The sequence below is a fragment of the Comamonas sp. AG1104 genome, from assembly GCF_003350425.1.
Lineage (GTDB): Bacteria > Pseudomonadota > Gammaproteobacteria > Burkholderiales > Burkholderiaceae_C > Comamonas > Comamonas testosteroni.
This window is the reverse complement of sequence record NZ_QQAS01000005.1, coordinates 1-16603: the sequence shown is the minus strand read 5'-3', so window position 1 is coordinate 16603 and position 16603 is coordinate 1. Positions and strand designations below refer to the sequence as shown.

Below are 16603 nucleotides of genomic sequence, written 5' to 3'. Positions count from 1 at the left end.
CTTGGTAAGTCGTTGCTTCGCCTTGTCGTACTGCTGTAGTGGCTGCGGCTTCGCGCGGCGGGTGATTCAATTCGAGCAGCCTGCAGGGCAGCAGGGCAGCAGGGCAGCAGGGCAGCAGGGCAGGGTCTCTGCTTGCGGCCTTACTGGGCCGCTTCTGCGCGAATCCAGTCCAGGAAGGCGCGCACTTCGGGGCGGTCAGCCGCACCAGGGCGGGTCACGGCGTAGTAGGCGAATCTTGCGGGCCAGGGCTTGTCCAGTACCTGAATGAGCCGGCCTGTCGCGATTTCTTCCTGGGCATATGCTTGCGGCACCAGCGCCAGGCCCTGTCCAGCTTCCGCCGCGCGGATGAGAAGGAAGTCGTCTTCAAATGCGCTGCCGCGCTGCGCACGCGCGTCGTCGGCCACCCCGTGTGCCTTGAGCCAGAGCGGCCAATCTGCGCGGTCTCCGTCGTGGAGCAGGGGGTAGTCAAGGCAATCGCGTGCCTCATTGATCACCGCCCCCAGGCAGGTCTTCAAAAACTCGGGTGAGGCGACAGGTGTCAGAACCGGCGCCATGAGGCAGGTGACCTCAAGCCCGGGATAGTCGCCCAGCCCATGGCGCAAGGCGACATCCACGCGGTCACGTCGCAGGTCTACCAGCTCAGACGTTGCTTCCACGCGGATTTCGATGTCGGGGTGCAATTGCTTGAAGCGCCCAAGCCGAGGTACCAGCCACGATGCCGCAAACGTTGCGACGGTGCTGACCGTCAGGCTGCGTTCTCCCTTGCTGCGTTCCAGGGCATGCATCGCCTGGTCGATCTGAAGAAACGCTTCACGCAGCCTGGGGTACACGCTGGCACCTGCCTCGGTCAGCCGCATGCCAAGGCGTTCACGTTCGAGCAAGACAACTCCCAGGCGGTCTTCCAGTAAGCGGATTTGCTGGCTTACGGCGCCGGGGGTGACGTGCAGGGCCTGCGCTGCGGCCTTGACGCTTTTGCGCTGCCCAACTTCTACGAATGTGCGCAATGCCTGCAAGGGGTAGCTCATATTTAATTTAGATTTTCTAAATTTATTGGGAAGAAATAATCGCTTTATATAAGGATTTTTTCATCTGAAAATTTGTGATGCCGGCGATTTCGATGGTTTTAGATTATCTACAAATTCAATGTTGCATCTCTACTCCGACAGTTCCCCCAATGGCTTCAAGGCGACAATCGCGCTTGAAGAGCTTTCTTTGCCTTACCAACTGCACCATGTGCGCATCGATGAAGGCGAGCACCGTCAATCCGCCTTTCTTGCGCTGAACCCCCACGGCCGTATTCCGGTACTAGAGGACAGCGAGACAGGTGTCGTGCTGTTCGAGTCGGCGGCGATTCTCTTGTACCTGGCGGATAGGACCGGAAAGCTGTTGCCGGCAGATCCGCGAGCCCGCTGGGAGGCGATCAAGTGGCTGCAGTTCCATGCATCCAGCATGGGGCCGCTGCTGGGCCAGCGCGTGCACTTCGAGCTGTTTGCTGATGAACCCGTTGCGCCGGCAATCGAGCGTTACCGGCGCCTGACGCAGGAAGCGTTCACGGTGCTGGATCAAGCGCTGGCGGGCCGTCCATATCTGGCCGGCGACGACTACTCTATTGCAGACATTGCCCATTTCGGCTGGACGCACATCGCGCGAATCATCCATTTCGACTTCAGCCAGCACCACCATCTCAGTGCATGGCACGAGCGGGTTGCGGCTCGAGCGGCTGTACGCAAAGGCATCACGCTGCCCGCACCGGCAACCGGTGCATGAATGAACATCTCGCGAGTCCAGCAATGAAAGCATCCAGACCCTCTGAGCACACGGGCGGCTCCTCCTACGCCGCGTTTTTCGGACACCCCGGCTACCGACGCATGTTTTCGCCGGACAGGTTGACCTTGGGCATCTTTCTGCCGTTGCGCAGCTACAGAGGCGATATGTCGGTGCTGCGCGGCCAGTCGGACCTGGTCGCCGAGATCGACAGCTACGGCTTCGCCGCCGTGTGGGTGCGTGATGTGCCTTTGCTCGATCCATCGTTTGGAGATGCCGGGCAGGTGTTCGATCCCTTCACCTATCTGGCATACCTGGCGGCCCGAACCAGGAAGGTGGCCTTGGCAACGGGCAGCGCCGTCATCTCCTTGCGTCACCCGATTGATCTGGCCAAGGCAGCCACGACCATTGACCAGCTTTCCGGCGGCCGTCTGGTGATGGGGGTAGCCTCTGGCGACAGGCCGATGGAGTTTCCGGCCTACGGGCTGGAGCACAGTGCCCGCGCGGAGCGCTTTTCCCAGGCGCTATCCTATATGCGCCAGCTCATGCATGCCGGTCATCTGGACATCGACTCGCCGCTGGGACGTTTTGAAGGTGCGGAGTTCCTGCCCAAGCCTGTGTCCGCAAGCATTCCGATGATGGTGACAGGCTCGTCCGGGCAGTCACTGGAGTGGATTGCCGAGCATGCGGATGGATGGCTGACCTATCCTAATGCCACCCACACCCCTAGGGGCCCTCAGCATCTGGCGGAGAAGATTCGGGCCTGGCGTGAACTTGTCCCCGGAGGGGCATTCAGGCCGCACATGACAAACGAATGGATCGATCTGGTGGATGATCCCGGCTATCCTCGGACCCCCTTGCACGGAGGCTATGTTCTGCGCACCGGGCGAAAAGGGCTGATGGCCTTGCTTGAAGCGTGGCAGGCGGCAGGGGTGAACCATGCCGCGCTTGGCATTCAGTTTTCACAACGCCCGCCAGCCGAGGTGCTGGAGGAGCTGGCCAGGGAGGTGCTGCCGCACTTTCCCTCGCACGAAGGACCGTCGGCGGCGTCCGCCGTCTGGTGAGAAACACAGAACCGGCTCGGGAATGACCAACCCGGAGCAATCATGGACAAGAAAACCTCAAGCAAGAGAACCCCAATGCCGAGTGCAGTGAAAATTCGCCCCCTGGAAATGAGTGATCGAGCGCCATGGTGCGATCTCTACCGCCAGTACGCACATTTCTACCAGTCGCCCATGACCGATGCGATCCTGGATCGAACCTGGTCGTGGCTGATGGATCCGCGCCACCCGATGGAAGGGCTGGTCGCAGAGTCGGAGGAGCGCCATTTGCTGGGATTGGCGCATTTTCGCGCGTGCCCTGAACCGCTGATCGCGCAGGACGTCGGGTTTCTCGACGACCTGTTCGTGGCTCAAGGCCAGCGTGGCTCAGGTATAGGCCGCAGCCTGATCATGGGCGTGGCTGCCAAAGCGCGGGAACGGGGCTGGCCCGTGGTGCGCTGGATTACCGCTGGCAGCAATGCCCAGGCGCGCCAGCTCTACGACAAGCTTGCATCGGCAACCGACTGGGTCACTTACGACCTCGATGTGCAGCGATAGCGAGCATATTCGACGGTCTGGTCCGGGCCTGACTGTGGCCATCGCGGTCAGGCACCGAACCGACATCCGGGCGGCAACAAGGTGGTCATTGAAATGCCGGGCTGTAGCAGGGCAGTGGAGATGAACCCGTGTCAGTGCTCTTGTGAGGTCGCGATCGCCTTGAGGAATGTCGAAGCCTCTGAAGGCTCGGCAAATTCAATCCATTGCAGATGCGCGAACTCGCCATGCTCGCGCAGAGCGGCGAACTTCGACTGGTTTTTTGCATAGGTGGATAGCGACCAGAGAAGTACTGAGTCTTTCGAGAAAAAGGCCAGCCGCAGTGACTCCCGGTTTCCATGCGACAGACGCTTGCGGGTGATGCCATGGCCAAGAGTGCGCCGGAGCAGGCGAGAAAATACGGTGAAGCGACCGTAGTTGAGCCACACGACATGTGTGGCTTGTGACCAAAGCACGTCTCGAACAGCACTGTAGTTCCCGTCGGCTACCCAGCATGCTCCTTGAGTAGCTTCAACAACTGAATGCCTGAACTGCTCGGGTGGCACTGCTTGCCAGTCTTGCCCCCAGTAGTGCGAATCCAGTTCGATATATGAGGCCCGGATCTTGCGCGCCAGCTTTTTGGCAAAGGTGGATTTTCCAGCGCCACTGGTGCCGATCACTAGATAGCGCATCTGAGTCCTGTGTTGCCAAGAGCGGTTAACAAGGCCCGGCAAACCGAAGGCTTGCGCTTGAGACGAGACGCGAAGCCGAGGGCTGTGAGAAGTACGACAAGGCGGCGCAACGACGTATCAAGGGTTGTTAGCTGCTCTCAATGACTGCCAGCCATGCTGACCATAGGTGAGGGAAACGATGAATTTCAATGTACGCGAGTCACGCAGCAATGTCGCTGCTGGCCAGGCTGTGGCCGCTGCAAATCGCTCGGCTGGATTTTAGTCCAGCGACTGCGTCTGGCTGGTAGGTGAGAGCCTCGGAACGACCCAGAGGGGACAGTGCATAACCAACCTAAAATTGATCAAAGGTCCACGATGCGGCATATCGGTAGGGGCCAAACATGCCCAATGGAAAGATTGGTTTTTTCGGGAGACTTCACCGTATGAAGGCATTGCAACTCATCGTTATAGTGATTGTGGTTGGCGCGCTTTTTCTAGTGGTGAACGGATTGTTCTCTGCGTGGGCGTTGCTTGAGCTGGCTTGGTCGACGATTCTCAGCTTCGTAAATCTCTTTTGATGTTGGGCTGCAATAACGCATTCCGCGCCATATGGTTGTCACATCCTTGGATCCCCTGACCCAATTGTTTATTCCATCAGATGCATAACGGCATTGTTATCCCGGGCCTGGTGGCCTGGCGTTTTCGCCCGTTTGGCTGGGGCGCTGAGCGTCTGCTTTCATCTGCCGAGACCGACTGTTATTGGCCGATCCGCGACTGTCGCAGACCGACCCTGAGCGGTCATGCATTTGATGGACGTCCTGTGTTTTCTTAGCCGGAAACAGTAAAACCAGTCTTATCTGCGGGAGTAATCGAGCGCAAAACCTTGCATGGAATGCCTGCAGCTATCACGCTCGCAGGGATGTCCTTGGTTACGACGCTGCCCGAGCCAATGATGGTGTCGTCTCCGATCGTCACTCCTGGGTTGATATGAACACCCGCCCCTACCCATACTCTGTTTCCAATCCGAACGGGTTTGGCATAGCATCCCCCAGCCGCCCGCTCATTCGCATCTATGGCGTGATTAGACGTGTAGATTCCTACGCGTGGCCCGAGAAGCACATTGTTGCCAATGAAAATGCCGCCACCGTCCAGCATTACGCAATCGAAATTTGCGTAGAAGTCATTGCCTATGTGTATGTGTTGCCCAAACTCACAGCGAAAAGTCGGTTCAAAGTGAACATTCAAACCAACGGAGCCCAGCAGCCTACGCAGAATGTGTTCTCGCTGCGCAGCAGGCTGTGAAAAAGATGCGTTGTATTCGTTGCTCAGCAATACGGCCTGCGCACGCGCGGTTACCAACTCACTGCTTAAGTCGTTGTACATCCTGCCACTGCGAACTGCTTCAAGTTGAGTATTAAGTGTGCTCATGCCCCAATTGAAGCACGGGATAGCTGTGTTTCCATGCCGCTGTTGGCTCGGTGGGCGACCGTCTCAGAACGACTGAGGATTCAACCAGAGCCATGCCGCGATCCCCATGGCGGCCCACAACGCGATGATCATGATCGCGCCTGCGCGCCTACTAGGCTTAGACCCTTTTTCGGCCATCCAAGCATCGGCTTGATTACGGCAATCTACAAGAACTGATTGGGGTAGCAGCTTGACAGTCAGCCAAATCAGCGTCGGAAGCAAGAGGATATCGTCCACATATCCAAGAGTCGGGATGAAATCAGGAACCAGATCAATCGGGCTGAGCGCATAAGCCACGACAAGAAGTCCCAGCGCTTTCGCATGCCAAGGCGTGTCGGGGTGTTTTCCGGCGAACCAGAGTGTCACGCCATCGCGCTTGATCCGCTTTGCCCAAGCCTTCAGGTTGCCATTGAGATTCATAAAAAATTCCGAGGACAGGTCGGAATTTTCGCTCCTTATCGATGACGGTCACGCATGTTCCGATAACTGCCGATGAAATTTTCGGCAGTCGGAAACATACGAAGCATCTATGCGCATCCAGTTACAAATGCTTAGTCAACGCTCCTAAATTCTCCTCGTTAAAGAGACCAAGCATGGCGAGCGCCATTGCCTTGAAAGTCACTTGATGAACTACACGTCACTCTCGCTGTTTGCTGCACTTGCCATGGCTGCGGCACCTGGTCATGCAGAGGTCTACCTGGGTATAGGTTACGGTGCTCCGGCTCCATACGTGGCAGCACCTGCTCCGTCGTACTATTACGCGGCACCGCCCGTTCAATACGGACCGCCGGCTGTTCAATACGTTCCGAGGCCTGTCTATGCCCCTCGACCCGTGATAGTCGCGCCGCCGGAGGCTGTTCCGGCATGGCGCTGGCAGGAGGACGGCCGACGCTGGAACAGATGGCACAGACACCCTCATCGAGGCTGGCGTGAGGATGACGACGAAGATTGACAGCGACGCCAGACGTCGACATTTGACCTCTGCGTGGCCGCGAACGGCAGGTCCAGGCTGATCAGAGTCATTCGAGCACTGTGCCTTGGCGGCAGTCGCTTTCTTCACAGGTCATTCGCTGGGTTGCAATTCGTATGACCGCTACACCTCCAAGACCTGGCACTTGATTTACGGTACAGGTGATCCTGCGATGAACGATAGATCAAGTTCGGAACGTACTGATGCTATCGACCCAGTGCGTGAATTCGGCAGCATGCGCTACAGCTGTCGTTCGCCATCACTGCCAGGCCAGATCACCGACCGATACTTGGCAAATTCGCAAACAGGTGCTCCGCACGCACATCGCTCGTGCAGAGACAGAGGCCAACGGCCAGCGCAACCATTGCTGTGGTGAAAGCTTTTTTGACGGTGCTTAACTTGCGCCCAGGTGTCGCCGGCAAGCACCCCATACCTTCCAAGGCGGCCTCCACCGCCTCATCCAGCGGCGTATGCGGCTCATGTCCGAGCGTCGAGACCAGCTTGGCGTTGCTCATCTTTATCCGCGTGCTCCACAAGTAGCGCATCTCACGCAGCTCACGCAAGGTCGGTACAAAGGGCGCTGCAAGCGCAGTAAGCCACCAGGGAAAGGCTCTCACTTTGGGCTGGACTCCGCCGCGCCTGACAACCACGCGGCAGATCGCAGCGGCCAACTGGGTGCCGTCGACGTCCCAATGGCCTGCCATGTGGAAGGCGGCAAAGGAGGGCAGTGTGCCGCGCCGCTGCACCAGTTCCACCATGGCGCGGGCTACGTCGGGCAGGTAAGACCATTGATGGCCCACGCCGGGTGCGTTGGGCACGCTGATGGACTTGACCGGCTGGCCGGGCTTTAGCATGCCCTGCGAGAACCAGCTATTGCCCGGCATGGGTCCGAAGAAGTCCCCCGCGCGCACCACGATCACTCGGCAGCTCCGGCTGCTGGCCCGCAGCAGACGCCGCTCCATCTCCACACGGATGGCACCCTTGGGGGTGAGGGGCTGCTGCAGCGAATCTTCATGTAACGTGGGAAAGGCGCTGGGGCCGTAGTTGTAGACCGTGCCAGGCAGCACGATGGTGGCGCCGTTGGCCTGCGCGGCGACGATGGTGTTGTCCAGCATGGGCAGCACCAGCTCACCCCAGTGACGGTAGCCGGGCGGGTTGACTGCGTGCACAATGACGGAGCATCCTTCTGCGGCGGCCAGCACATCGTCGCGGTTCATCGCGTCGCCGCGCACCCAGACCATGCCGTCGCGCAGCTCGATTTGCTGCTCACCGCTGCGGCGTAATGCGCGCACTTTCCAGCCTGCGTCGCGTAGTTGCCGTGCCACTTCGCCACCGATACCGCCGGTGGCGCCTAGAACCAAGGCAGTGTTGCTTTCCATCTCATTACCCCTGAATTTGTTGCGATGAAAGGAAGTTTCGGGCGGGCACTGCTATTAAGCAATTGACCAACATGTGGTAGCCGCCATACATTTTTGTATGGCTAACGACAACACCACCGAGATCGGCTGGGAGCTGTACCGCTCCTATTTGGGCGTGCTGGAAGAGGGCTCATTGTCCGGTGCGGCGCGCGCCATGGGAATTGCCCAGCCCACCGTGGGGCGGCATGTGGACGCGCTGGAAAAAGCGCTGGGTGTGAAGCTGTTTACACGTTCGCAAATGGGTCTTATACCCACTGAGGCGGTGCTAGCGCTGGAGCCGTTTGCCCAGACCATGCACAGCGCTGCCGCTGCCGCTGCGCTAAGACGTACGGCCGTAAGCCAAGGCTCGAGCATCCAGGGCACGGTGCGCGTGACGGCCAGCGAGGTGATAGGGCAAGAGGTATTGCCACCTATCCTGGCGCAACTGCAGGACACACACCCGGACCTGACGGTGGAACTGGTGCTGACCAGCCGCGTACAGGACCTGTTGCAGCGCGAGGCCGACATCGCCGTGCGCATGACACAACCCAGGCAGGAGCAACTGATTGCCCGGCGCGTTGGGGCGATGCCACTTGGCCTGCATGCGCACAAGCGCTATCTGGACAAGCATGGGACGCCCGCCTCGCTGGCCGATCTGGCGCAGCACGCGCTGATTGGCTTTGATGAAGAGACGCCGTTCGTGCGCGCTGCCCGCAAGGCATTCCCGATCTGGAGCCGCGAAAACTTTGCGGTGCGCACCGACAACGACATGGCACAGATGGCGCTGATCCGAGCTGGCTGCGGTATTGGCGTGTGCCAGGTGAATCTAGCGGCGCGCGACCGGAATCTGGTGAACATATTGCCTGGAAGCATTCCGCTGAGCCTGGAGACCTGGCTCACCATGCACGAAGATCTGCGCAACAATCCGAGCTGCAAGGTGACATTTGATGCGCTGTTGAAGGGGCTGCAAGACTACATGACTCCCTAGCCGGTCGACACTGCGCTGGGCCTGATGCGGTTGTTTGCCAATGACCGAAGAGCCTCACTCTGCTATCAGCTCCCGGAAACGACGTGAATCCCGGGCAGATCAGGCAGCAGGGAACACGCGTGCGCACAAGAAATCAACCAGAGCCCGTACCTTAGGCGACGGGTGCTTGCTTGCCGGCCAAAGCACATAAAAAACGCCTCTGCGCTCCGTATGGTCGGTAAGGAGCGGTAGCAGCCGGCCATCGGCCAGTTGTTCACGAATGGAAAATTCCGGCAGGTAGGCAATCCCCAGTCCCTGCAAGGCAAAGCACACGCGCGTCTCGATGTTGTTGCAGATCATCGAAGTGGGCAGCTGCAACTCGGTTTCGCCGGACATGGTTCGCAGAGTCCATGGCTCCAGCTTGCCGCTATGGGGGAAGCGGTAGTGCAGGCAATGGTGTTGCATCAGATCAGCAGGCTCTCGAGGTGTCCCTCGCCGTGCCAGATAGTCTGGCGAAGCCACCAGCAGCGAACGGAAAGCCCCGAGCCTGCGTGCCGTGAGGCGAGAGTCGCTGGGCTCACCCGTGCGCACCACGGCGTCGAAGCCGTCCTCTATCACGTCAACCATCTGGTCGGTGAAGTCCAGGTCCAGTTCGATCTCGGGGTACTTGCGCATGAACTCGCCGAGCACCGGCAGCACCAGCGAGCTAACCAGGGGCAAACTCACTCTCAAGCGACCGCGTGGTGCACTGCTGGCTTGCGCCAGTTCGAGCTCTGCCGCTTCGATCTCAGCCAGGATACGTCGGCTGCGCTCCAGGAACAGCATGCCCTCGGCGGTCAACGTGACACTGCGTGTGCTGCGGTGAAACAGGCGCACGCCCAGCCGATCTTCCAGCCGCGCCACGCTCTTGCCTACGGCTGAGGCCGACACGCCCAACAGCCGGCCGGCGGCCACAAAACTTCGCGTCTCGGCAACCTGCACAAACACGGCGAAACCATTCAAGCTGTCCATAACACACTTAGATTAAAGACATTCTTGTCCGCATAAAGAGGAACTGTAGCCTACTTTTTCTTTAATCTCAGACTTTCTATCGTCACGGCGTGATCCATTGAATCAGGGGCTCTTCCGTGACTTATCCCGTCTTTCCTTTACGCCCGGGCATTCCGCCCCTACATCTGTCCACCCGCATCCATGCCGCCGTTCAGCAGGCTCTGGATGAGCGGCGGCTGGTCGGTGCCGTCGTGCTGGTGGCACACAATGGCGAATTGATCCACCAACAGGCTGCCGGCCATGCCGACCGCGAGAGCGCGCGCCCGATGGAGCTGACGACCATCTTCCGGCTGGCATCGGTGAGCAAGCCCATCGTTTCGGCCGCTGCGCTTGCGCTGGTTGCGCAAGGCCGCCTCGATCTGGATGAGGACATCGGCCGCTGGCTCCCGGGGTTCCAGCCCAGGTTGATTGATGGCAGCCCGGCACGCATCACTGCCAGGCAGTTGCTTAGCCACACAGCAGGGCTGGGCTATCGCTTTTTCGAGGCCGATGCTGATGGCCCCTATGCCCGGGCTGGTGCCTCGGACGGCATGGACAGAGTCAGTTTCAATCTGGCCGAGAACCTGCGCCGTATCGCCAGCGTGCCGCTGCTGTATGTGCCGGGTACCTCCTGGGGCTATTCGCTGGCAACCGATGTGTTGGGGGCATTGATTGAACACATCCACGGTGCGTCACTGGACGAAGCAGTCAACCAATGGGTAACAGGTCCCTTGGGCATGATCGATACGGGTTTCCTGGTGCGCGATCCGCAGCGCGTGGCCACTGCTTACGTAAGCGATACGCCTCAGCCACACCCGCTAGCCGAAGGTGAAGTGGTTTCCCCGTTCGAGGGCGCAGTCGGTATCAGATACAGCCCGGGCCGTATCTTCGACGCCCTGGCTTTCCCTTCAGGTGGAGCTGGAATGGCCGGTACGGCCGGAGACTTTCTGCGCCTGCTGGAGGCCTTGCGGCAGGGCAGGGGAGCATTGCTTCCCGATGAGCTGATCAACGAGATGGAGCGGGACCAGACTGGTGGACTGGAGCTGCCGGATGTACCGGGCTTTGGCTTTGGCCTCGGTTTTTCAGTCTTGCGGGACCCGCTGCGCGCCGCATCGCCAGAATCGGTAGGTACCTGGCGCTGGGGTGGCGCCTACGGCCATGCCTGGTTTGTGGATAGGGCGCGCGGACTCAGCGTGGTCGCCTTCACCAATACGCTGTACGAGGGCATGTCCGGTCGCTTCGTCGCCGAGCTGCGCGACGCAGTCTATGGTGCGCTGGAGGTCGTGCAATGACCGCTGCACATCAAGACCGGATGCCAATTGCATCATTGCTGGCGCTGGCAATGGCCGCGTTCATCACCATCCTGACCGAAGCGCTGCCGGCAGGGCTGCTGCCTCAGATGGCGAGGGGCTTGATGGTGTCCGAAGCCTGGACAGGACAAACGGTCACGATCTACGCAATGGGCTCGCTGGCGGCCGCCATCCCGTTGACCGCCGCCACCCAGGGCGTGCGCCGCCGTCCGCTGCTGCTAGCGGCCATTGCAGGCTTTGCCATCGCCAACACTGTCACGGCCCTGTCCTGCAACTATGTCCTGACGATGATCGCGCGCTTCCTGGCAGGCGTGTCGGCCGGTCTGCTATGGGCGATGCTGGCGGGCTATGCCGCGCGCATGGTGCCCGAGCACCAGCAGGGCCGAGCCATCGCCATTGCGATGGTGGGTACACCATTGGCGTTGTCGCTTGGGGTTCCGGCGGGCACCTTCCTGGGCAATCTGCTGGGCTGGCGGATGTGCTTCGGCATCATGAGCGGACTGGCACTGGCGCTCATGGCATGGGTACAAGTCAAGCTGCCAGATTTCGCGGGCCAGGCGGCGAGCAAACGCATGTCTCTGGGGCATGTGTTCACTTTCCCGGGTGTACGTCCGGTGCTGTTCGTGGTGCTGGCCTTCGTTCTGGCACACAACATCCTCTATACCTATATCGCGCCATTTCTCGCGGCGGCAGACATGGCGAAACGAACAGATCTGGTCCTGCTCATGTTCGGCATCACTTCGCTGCTGGGCATCTGGGTCATCGGCGTGCTGATCGATCACCATCTGCGCGCCCTGACGCTGGGCAGTACGCTCTTGTTCGGCCTGTCGGCGCTGGCACTCGGCCTGATGGGCGATGCGCCTGCTGTGGTGTATGCGGCAGTGGCCGCCTGGGGCCTGGCCTTTGGCGGCGTGGCGACACTGCTTCAAACAGCCATCGCCAAGGCGGCGGGCAACGCGGCCGACGTTGCGCAGTCCATGTTGGTCACAGCCTGGAATATCGCGATTGCAAGTGGAGGACTGATTGGCGGTGCCTTGCTGGACTATCTCGGCGTCGCCGCATTCTCTCCGGTCCTTCTGGTGCTGCTAGCTGCAACGCTGGCTGTTGTGTGGGCAGCCAGGAGCCACGGCTTTCCAGTGGTACAAAGATAAGGCGGGGGAGTTCTTCGGTATCTGCTCCATTTCTTGCGCAGTTCGAAGAACTCCCGCTTCAGCCGTACCTGAAGCGACCAGGTGGATGGATTGCCAAGCATCTCTCACTTGTCTTCTGCGGCAGACCTGCGTCGGCGCCGCACTCAAGCTTGCGGCTTGAGCAGCTCTGCCAGCAACTTCAGCGCGTCGCCCAGGTCTTCAAAGCCGGGAGCGCCCAGGCAAATCCGGAGACCGCTCCTCCCATCCTGAGGGTCCACCATCATGGATTCCGGCAGGGTCAGCTTCAAACCGATTTCTGCGGCTGCAGCGACAAGACTATTGGCGGCCTCGCGCTTCATCGGCAGCCAGACGTTGTAGGCATGGGGATGCCAGACAGGCTTGCCAGTCCCGAGAAGCGAAGCGGCAAGCCTGGCGCGCCGCCGGGACTCATGGTGCAGATCCCGCTGGATCGAGGCGATCACGCCGGTGGCCAGCCATTCATCGACTACCGCACAGGAAAATGCTGATGGAGCCATCGGCACATCCTGCACCATTTCTTGCGCAGCGCCGCCCAGTTCTTTTGGGACCAGCAACATGCCGATCTGCAGCCCCGGCCCAAGCGACTTGGAGAGCCCGTTCACATGCAATGAGATATCGGGCGCCAGTGCTGACAGTTGGGGTAAATCAGGGAGAGCGGCGGCATAGACCCCGTCTTCGATGATCCATGCCCCCGTTTTCCGGCATATATCCACGATGGCCTGCCTTCGCTCCAGGCTCATCGTGGCAGTTGTCGGGTTGTGCAGCGTCGGGGTGAGGTAGACCGCCTTGCCATCGGTCGGCGCGACACTGCCAAGTGCGTCCGCAAGCGCTTGCGGCACCATCCCTTCGGCATCGATCTCGACACCTTGCATCCGATAGCCTTTGCGCCGGGCCAGAGCAATAGCGCCGGGGTAGGTGATCCGCTCGGTCACAAGCAATCCTTGCGGGCTGCAAGCCAGATCAAAAGCCAATGACAGCGCCTGGCGGGTGCTGCTCGTCAAAAGCAGAAGCGACGGATCGGCGACCAGGCCAAGTGACATCAGCCAGCGGGCGAGAACGCGACGATGCTCCAGATGTCCGCCAGGAGGTGCATAGAAATTGAAATGGTCCGCGTCGATTTTGCGAGCGATGCCTGTCAATGCCCGCGCCAGAATGCGTGCGTTGAGTGCGTCCGGCGGCGCATTGGACGACAGGTCAATCAGGCGATCACCATGCGCCTGCTGAATCGCGACAAATGTTCCCCGCCCTTTGATACTGCGCGTCAGACCTCTGCGCTCCAGAGCGGCATAGGCCTTCGTCACCGAGCCAAGACCGATTTGCAGCTTCTCTGCAAGGTCTCGATGTGCAGGCAGACGGTCACCTCCCGCCAGCCGGCCCTCAACGATGTCGTCGGCCAGGGCAAGTGCAAGTCGTTCGGCCGCATTGGCTTCAATGTTTGCAAGGCGAGGCTGCCAAGGGGATTGGAGGAGCATGTTTGCAGTCTCAACAAAAAAGAGTGTCTCGTGACACTATCTTATTATTTAATAGTGTAACGTTCTTGCAAATGCCTTTGCATGACTGCCTCTTGGTGAAAAGTGCCCAGCGGCGTTGACAGAAAGCAAGGAGAGCGAGATGTTTAGCCACGTGACGGTTGGAGCGCGTGACCTTGAACGGTCAGGCCGCTTTTACGACGCGGTGCTTGTGCCGCTTGGTCTGAAGCGCCGGATTGTGGTGCCCGATGGTGGGCCGGCGGCGCTTTGCTGGGTAAGCGCACATGCGAGTCTGCCTCGCTTCTATGTCTACAGTCCGTACAACGGAGAGCCAGCGACCGTCGGCAATGGCAGCATGGCGGCCTTTCTGGCGCCGTCAGCAGCAGCAGTGGACTCCGCCTACGCCGATGGACTGGCACACGGTGGCAGGGATGCAGGGGCTCCTGGGCCACGTCCTCATTATGGGGACGGCTACTACGGCGCCTATCTGCGCGATCCCGACGGCAACAAAATCCATATCGTGCATCGTGCCGATCTCCAGCCCTGATGCAAGAGATGTGTGTATTTCTGGGGGCGCCGACATGGCCGACAGCCAAATCGCACTCGTCTATCGGCGTGATTGGGCCTCATGCCGAGAGCAGCTATGTTGCCGCTCAAGGAACCCGCCCCAGTCAAAAAAGCCGCATCTATCCGAGCAGTGACGATGCCGGCCAGGTCCGGGTCGGCGGCGAGACGCACACGCATGTCCAAAGCGAGCTGCACAGTTTTTGAAGACGTCCAAGGAACTCTCGAGTATGTCCACAACCCTTCAGCACCCATACAGCCCACCATTCAAAGAGCGCGCGGCGCTGTCCGCATCGGCGGTAGACACATTGAGAATGCTGGTGCGCTACAAGGCCTGGGCGAATGGCCTGACGTTCAAGAACGTGATGGAGCTACCGGAAGGCGAGGCTCTTCGGCAAAGACCGATGCGGTTCGGGAACATGGTGCATACGTTGAACCACGTCTATGTGGTGGACGATATCTTCAGGCACCACCTACAAGGCAGGAAGCACGGCTACACCGCACGCAATACGGAGCATACGCCTGCGGTTGACGACCTATGGAAGGCGGTTCAGGAAATGGACTCCTGGTACACCAGGCTTGTCGATACCTGGTCGGACGAAGATCTTGTAAAAGTCGTCCATTTCGAATTTGTAGGAGGAGGACAAGGCGCCATGACGCGTGGGCAAATCGTGCTGCATATCGTGAATCACAGCACTTATCACCGAGGTTTTGTCGGCGACATGATGTATCAGATACCTTTTACGCCGCCATCAAACGATCTGCCCGTATTCATCCGAGATCACTATCGCAACACTTACTGAGGCGCTCAATTTCGACGGGGTGCCCTGAAACCGTATGGTGTCGACCGTAGAGGGAGTGCACTGACCGTGCCAGCGCAGGCCAGAGCGACGTGGCGTCTGACACCACGCCTACGCTCTCGAATCCCTATTTATGCACCGCCGAGCTCTTTCGTGGTGTTGCAACGTTCCTAACGAAGTCAGCCACCACCGCAGCGGCCTCTTGCGGAATGGCTTGCAGTAGGCAGTGCGGAGCATCAAACGCCTGAACTCTTATCTGCCGAAGACATTGCTCTGCATCAGACACGGAAGACTGCGGCACCAGGCGGTCACGTATCCCTTTCAGGTAGAGAACCGGAGCATCAATTGCTTTGGCATGTGCCCGCACATCTACGGATGCCACCGCTCTCAGCCTTGAACGTAGAACCGCCGTTTGAACCTTGGCCAAGGTGGACCGCAGCATAACCCGCAGGCCCGGCGTCGCAAACCGGCCCAGAAGCATCAGGTCCAGTATTGGAGCAGGGGGAAGCGGAACGGGCATGGTCGCCAGGCCGCTGAGCCAGCGAAGACCCGGCCTTGGATTGCGAACGAACGAGCAGCACAGAACAACGCCCACAACGCGCCCCGGGTATGCCGCTGCCAGCGAAATGGCAATAGGTCCCGAGAAAGACTCTCCCAGCAAGACCAAGCGGCCATTGGGCGGCAAGGCCGATGTGGCAAGTTCCGTCAGGTCGGCATAGGTCTGTGGCGAGCCGGAAGTTGGATAGCTCACCACGACGACGGGCGTCGTCTTCCCCAATGCGGCAACGAACGGGGCGAAAAGCTCACCCGTGCCATCCATTCCAGGAAGGAGAACAAGGACCACGGGCCCAACCTCGGCAAGAGATGGCGACTGTAAATCAGAGAATCCTGCTGAAAGGCTGTTCATGGCCGGGGCGGTAGTTGCAACCCGGTCCATTACAGCACTTCGAACAGTCTAATTTAAAGTTCAAAGGAACTTGTTTCAGGGCGGCTGGACTAGGGCAGTTTCGGCTTGTAGGGAGGGCGGATATGCCTTGCGGGTCTTGTGCAGCCGCTGGATGTTCAGCGCATGTGTTGCATTGACCGATTGAATCCGCTGTGCCGGAGAGTCATTCGGAAATACTGTCTCACTGTCTCGTACCGACTCTACTGACTGAAATACGCACGACTCACCGCACGAATGGTCGCGTCCTGACATTTGACTCCATGCATCAAGCGAGTGGGGGCCACCAGGCTACCCTCACTCGCTCTATTTGTGCACCGACCTCAGAACATGTGGCGCAGGCCCATGCCAAAGCCAGTCTGGTTGACGCCAGGCATTGGCGTTCCACCAGCTTGAGCGCTGCTTGCTCCAAAGGCCGCATTGCCGCTGTTCTTCATATAGCCCAGCGAGGCATAGGCCGCAGTGCGCTTGGATAGGTTGTAGGTACCGCGCAGTACCAGCAACTGACC

General features: G+C 59.6%; 16 protein-coding genes and 1 pseudogene. 8 read left to right on the top strand and 9 right to left on the bottom strand.

Annotated features, from left to right (window positions below):
• Positions 1–140 precede the first annotated feature (140 nt).
• Positions 141–1025, bottom strand: a complete 885-nt coding sequence (locus tag DFO48_RS14620) for a LysR substrate-binding domain-containing protein (protein ID WP_114863864.1) — start codon at positions 1023–1025, stop codon at positions 141–143.
• Positions 1026–1143: 118 nt separating this feature from the next.
• On the opposite strand from DFO48_RS14620, the gene DFO48_RS14615 reads away from it, so the two are divergent.
• The 3 genes from DFO48_RS14615 (at position 1144) to DFO48_RS14605 (ending at position 3362) form a co-directional block, all read left to right on the top strand.
• On the top strand, positions 1144–1767 hold the full coding sequence (locus tag DFO48_RS14615) for a glutathione S-transferase family protein (RefSeq protein ID WP_114863863.1): 624 nt from the start codon (positions 1144–1146) through the stop codon (positions 1765–1767).
• A gap of 23 nt (positions 1768–1790) precedes the next feature.
• Positions 1791–2828, top strand: a complete 1038-nt coding sequence (locus DFO48_RS14610) for an LLM class oxidoreductase (protein WP_114863862.1) — start codon at positions 1791–1793, stop codon at positions 2826–2828.
• An 87-nt stretch (positions 2829–2915) separates the two neighbouring features.
• The gene (locus DFO48_RS14605; protein WP_233506400.1) at positions 2916–3362 is read left to right on the top strand and encodes a GNAT family N-acetyltransferase; all 447 of its coding nucleotides are present in this window, start codon (positions 2916–2918) and stop codon (positions 3360–3362) included.
• Positions 3363–3493: 131 nt separating this feature from the next.
• Here DFO48_RS14605 and DFO48_RS14600 read toward each other — a convergent pair whose 3' ends face one another.
• The 4 genes from DFO48_RS14600 to DFO48_RS14585 form a co-directional block, all read right to left on the bottom strand.
• Positions 3494–4030: a toxin gene (locus DFO48_RS14600; RefSeq protein WP_158545668.1), complete on the bottom strand. Its 537-nt coding sequence runs from the start codon at positions 4028–4030 to the stop codon at positions 3494–3496.
• A gap of 807 nt (positions 4031–4837) precedes the next feature.
• Entirely contained in the window at positions 4838–5437 is a 600-nt protein-coding gene (locus tag DFO48_RS14595; protein ID WP_114863860.1) for a sugar O-acetyltransferase, read from the bottom strand.
• 63 nt (positions 5438–5500) lie between these two features.
• Positions 5501–5896: a YkvA family protein gene (locus tag DFO48_RS14590; protein ID WP_003076104.1), complete on the bottom strand. Its 396-nt coding sequence runs from the start codon at positions 5894–5896 to the stop codon at positions 5501–5503.
• Positions 5897–6721: 825 nt separating this feature from the next.
• Positions 6722–7825 (bottom strand): NAD(P)H-binding protein, encoded by a 1104-nt coding sequence (locus DFO48_RS14585; RefSeq protein ID WP_114863859.1) that lies wholly within the window; start codon positions 7823–7825, stop codon positions 6722–6724.
• Positions 7826–7922: 97 nt separating this feature from the next.
• Here DFO48_RS14585 and DFO48_RS14580 point away from each other — a divergent pair, with 97 nt between their 5' ends.
• The gene (locus DFO48_RS14580; protein ID WP_114863858.1) at positions 7923–8831 is read left to right on the top strand and encodes a LysR family transcriptional regulator; all 909 of its coding nucleotides are present in this window, start codon (positions 7923–7925) and stop codon (positions 8829–8831) included.
• A gap of 99 nt (positions 8832–8930) precedes the next feature.
• Here the strand turns inward: DFO48_RS14580 and DFO48_RS14575 are convergent, their stop codons facing one another.
• A complete protein-coding gene (locus tag DFO48_RS14575) occupies positions 8931–9821 on the bottom strand; it encodes a LysR family transcriptional regulator (RefSeq protein WP_114863857.1) in 891 nt (296 codons plus the stop codon).
• A 116-nt stretch (positions 9822–9937) separates the two neighbouring features.
• Here DFO48_RS14575 and DFO48_RS14570 point away from each other — a divergent pair, with 116 nt between their 5' ends.
• A complete protein-coding gene (locus tag DFO48_RS14570) occupies positions 9938–11131 on the top strand; it encodes a serine hydrolase (RefSeq protein WP_003076110.1) in 1194 nt (397 codons plus the stop codon).
• Positions 11128–12300 (top strand): MFS transporter, encoded by a 1173-nt coding sequence (locus tag DFO48_RS14565; protein WP_114863856.1) that lies wholly within the window; start codon positions 11128–11130, stop codon positions 12298–12300. The genes DFO48_RS14570 and DFO48_RS14565 overlap by 4 nt, the downstream gene beginning before the upstream one ends.
• A 143-nt stretch (positions 12301–12443) precedes the next feature.
• Here DFO48_RS14565 and DFO48_RS14560 read toward each other — a convergent pair whose 3' ends face one another.
• Entirely contained in the window at positions 12444–13790 is a 1347-nt protein-coding gene (locus tag DFO48_RS14560; protein WP_114863855.1) for a PLP-dependent aminotransferase family protein, read from the bottom strand.
• A 139-nt stretch (positions 13791–13929) separates the two neighbouring features.
• Here DFO48_RS14560 and DFO48_RS14555 point away from each other — a divergent pair, with 139 nt between their 5' ends.
• Both DFO48_RS14555 and DFO48_RS14550 read left to right on the top strand, forming a co-directional pair.
• Positions 13930–14334 carry a VOC family protein gene (locus DFO48_RS14555; RefSeq protein ID WP_114863854.1) on the top strand — a complete coding sequence of 135 codons (405 nt, stop codon included), beginning with the start codon at positions 13930–13932 and terminating at the stop codon, positions 14332–14334.
• A gap of 247 nt (positions 14335–14581) precedes the next feature.
• Positions 14582–15154 (top strand): DinB family protein, encoded by a 573-nt coding sequence (locus DFO48_RS14550; protein WP_114863853.1) that lies wholly within the window; start codon positions 14582–14584, stop codon positions 15152–15154.
• Between the two features lie 124 nt (positions 15155–15278).
• Here DFO48_RS14550 and DFO48_RS14545 read toward each other — a convergent pair whose 3' ends face one another.
• Together DFO48_RS14545 and DFO48_RS14540 are read right to left on the bottom strand one after the other, a co-directional pair.
• Positions 15279–16058: an alpha/beta fold hydrolase gene (locus tag DFO48_RS14545; RefSeq protein ID WP_233506399.1), complete on the bottom strand. Its 780-nt coding sequence runs from the start codon at positions 16056–16058 to the stop codon at positions 15279–15281.
• Between the two features lie 359 nt (positions 16059–16417).
• Positions 16418–16603: pseudogene (locus DFO48_RS14540) on the bottom strand (porin); the annotation flags it as partial.

Bases quoted from the DNA above. Each gene is read 5' to 3' on its own strand.
- DFO48_RS14610 (WP_114863862.1), top strand. From the start codon at position 1,791: ATGAAAGCATCCAGACCCTCTGAGCACACGGGCGGCTCCTCCTACGCC.
- DFO48_RS14565 (WP_114863856.1), top strand. From the start codon at position 11,128: ATGACCGCTGCACATCAAGACCGGATGCCAATTGCATCATTGCTGGCG.
- DFO48_RS14620 (WP_114863864.1), bottom strand. From the start codon at position 1,025: ATGAGCTACCCCTTGCAGGCATTGCGCACATTCGTAGAAGTTGGGCAG.
- DFO48_RS14560 (WP_114863855.1), bottom strand. From the start codon at position 13,790: ATGCTCCTCCAATCCCCTTGGCAGCCTCGCCTTGCAAACATTGAAGCC.
- DFO48_RS14595 (WP_114863860.1), bottom strand. From the start codon at position 5,437: ATGAGCACACTTAATACTCAACTTGAAGCAGTTCGCAGTGGCAGGATG.
- DFO48_RS14600 (WP_158545668.1), bottom strand. From the start codon at position 4,030: ATGCGCTATCTAGTGATCGGCACCAGTGGCGCTGGAAAATCCACCTTT.
- DFO48_RS14555 (WP_114863854.1), top strand. From the start codon at position 13,930: ATGTTTAGCCACGTGACGGTTGGAGCGCGTGACCTTGAACGGTCAGGC.
- DFO48_RS14545 (WP_233506399.1), bottom strand. From the start codon at position 16,058: ATGAACAGCCTTTCAGCAGGATTCTCTGATTTACAGTCGCCATCTCTT.
- DFO48_RS14615 (WP_114863863.1), top strand. From the start codon at position 1,144: ATGTTGCATCTCTACTCCGACAGTTCCCCCAATGGCTTCAAGGCGACA.
- DFO48_RS14585 (WP_114863859.1), bottom strand. From the start codon at position 7,825: ATGGAAAGCAACACTGCCTTGGTTCTAGGCGCCACCGGCGGTATCGGT.
- DFO48_RS14580 (WP_114863858.1), top strand. From the start codon at position 7,923: ATGGCTAACGACAACACCACCGAGATCGGCTGGGAGCTGTACCGCTCC.
- DFO48_RS14550 (WP_114863853.1), top strand. From the start codon at position 14,582: ATGTCCACAACCCTTCAGCACCCATACAGCCCACCATTCAAAGAGCGC.
- DFO48_RS14575 (WP_114863857.1), bottom strand. From the start codon at position 9,821: ATGGACAGCTTGAATGGTTTCGCCGTGTTTGTGCAGGTTGCCGAGACG.
- DFO48_RS14590 (WP_003076104.1), bottom strand. From the start codon at position 5,896: ATGAATCTCAATGGCAACCTGAAGGCTTGGGCAAAGCGGATCAAGCGC.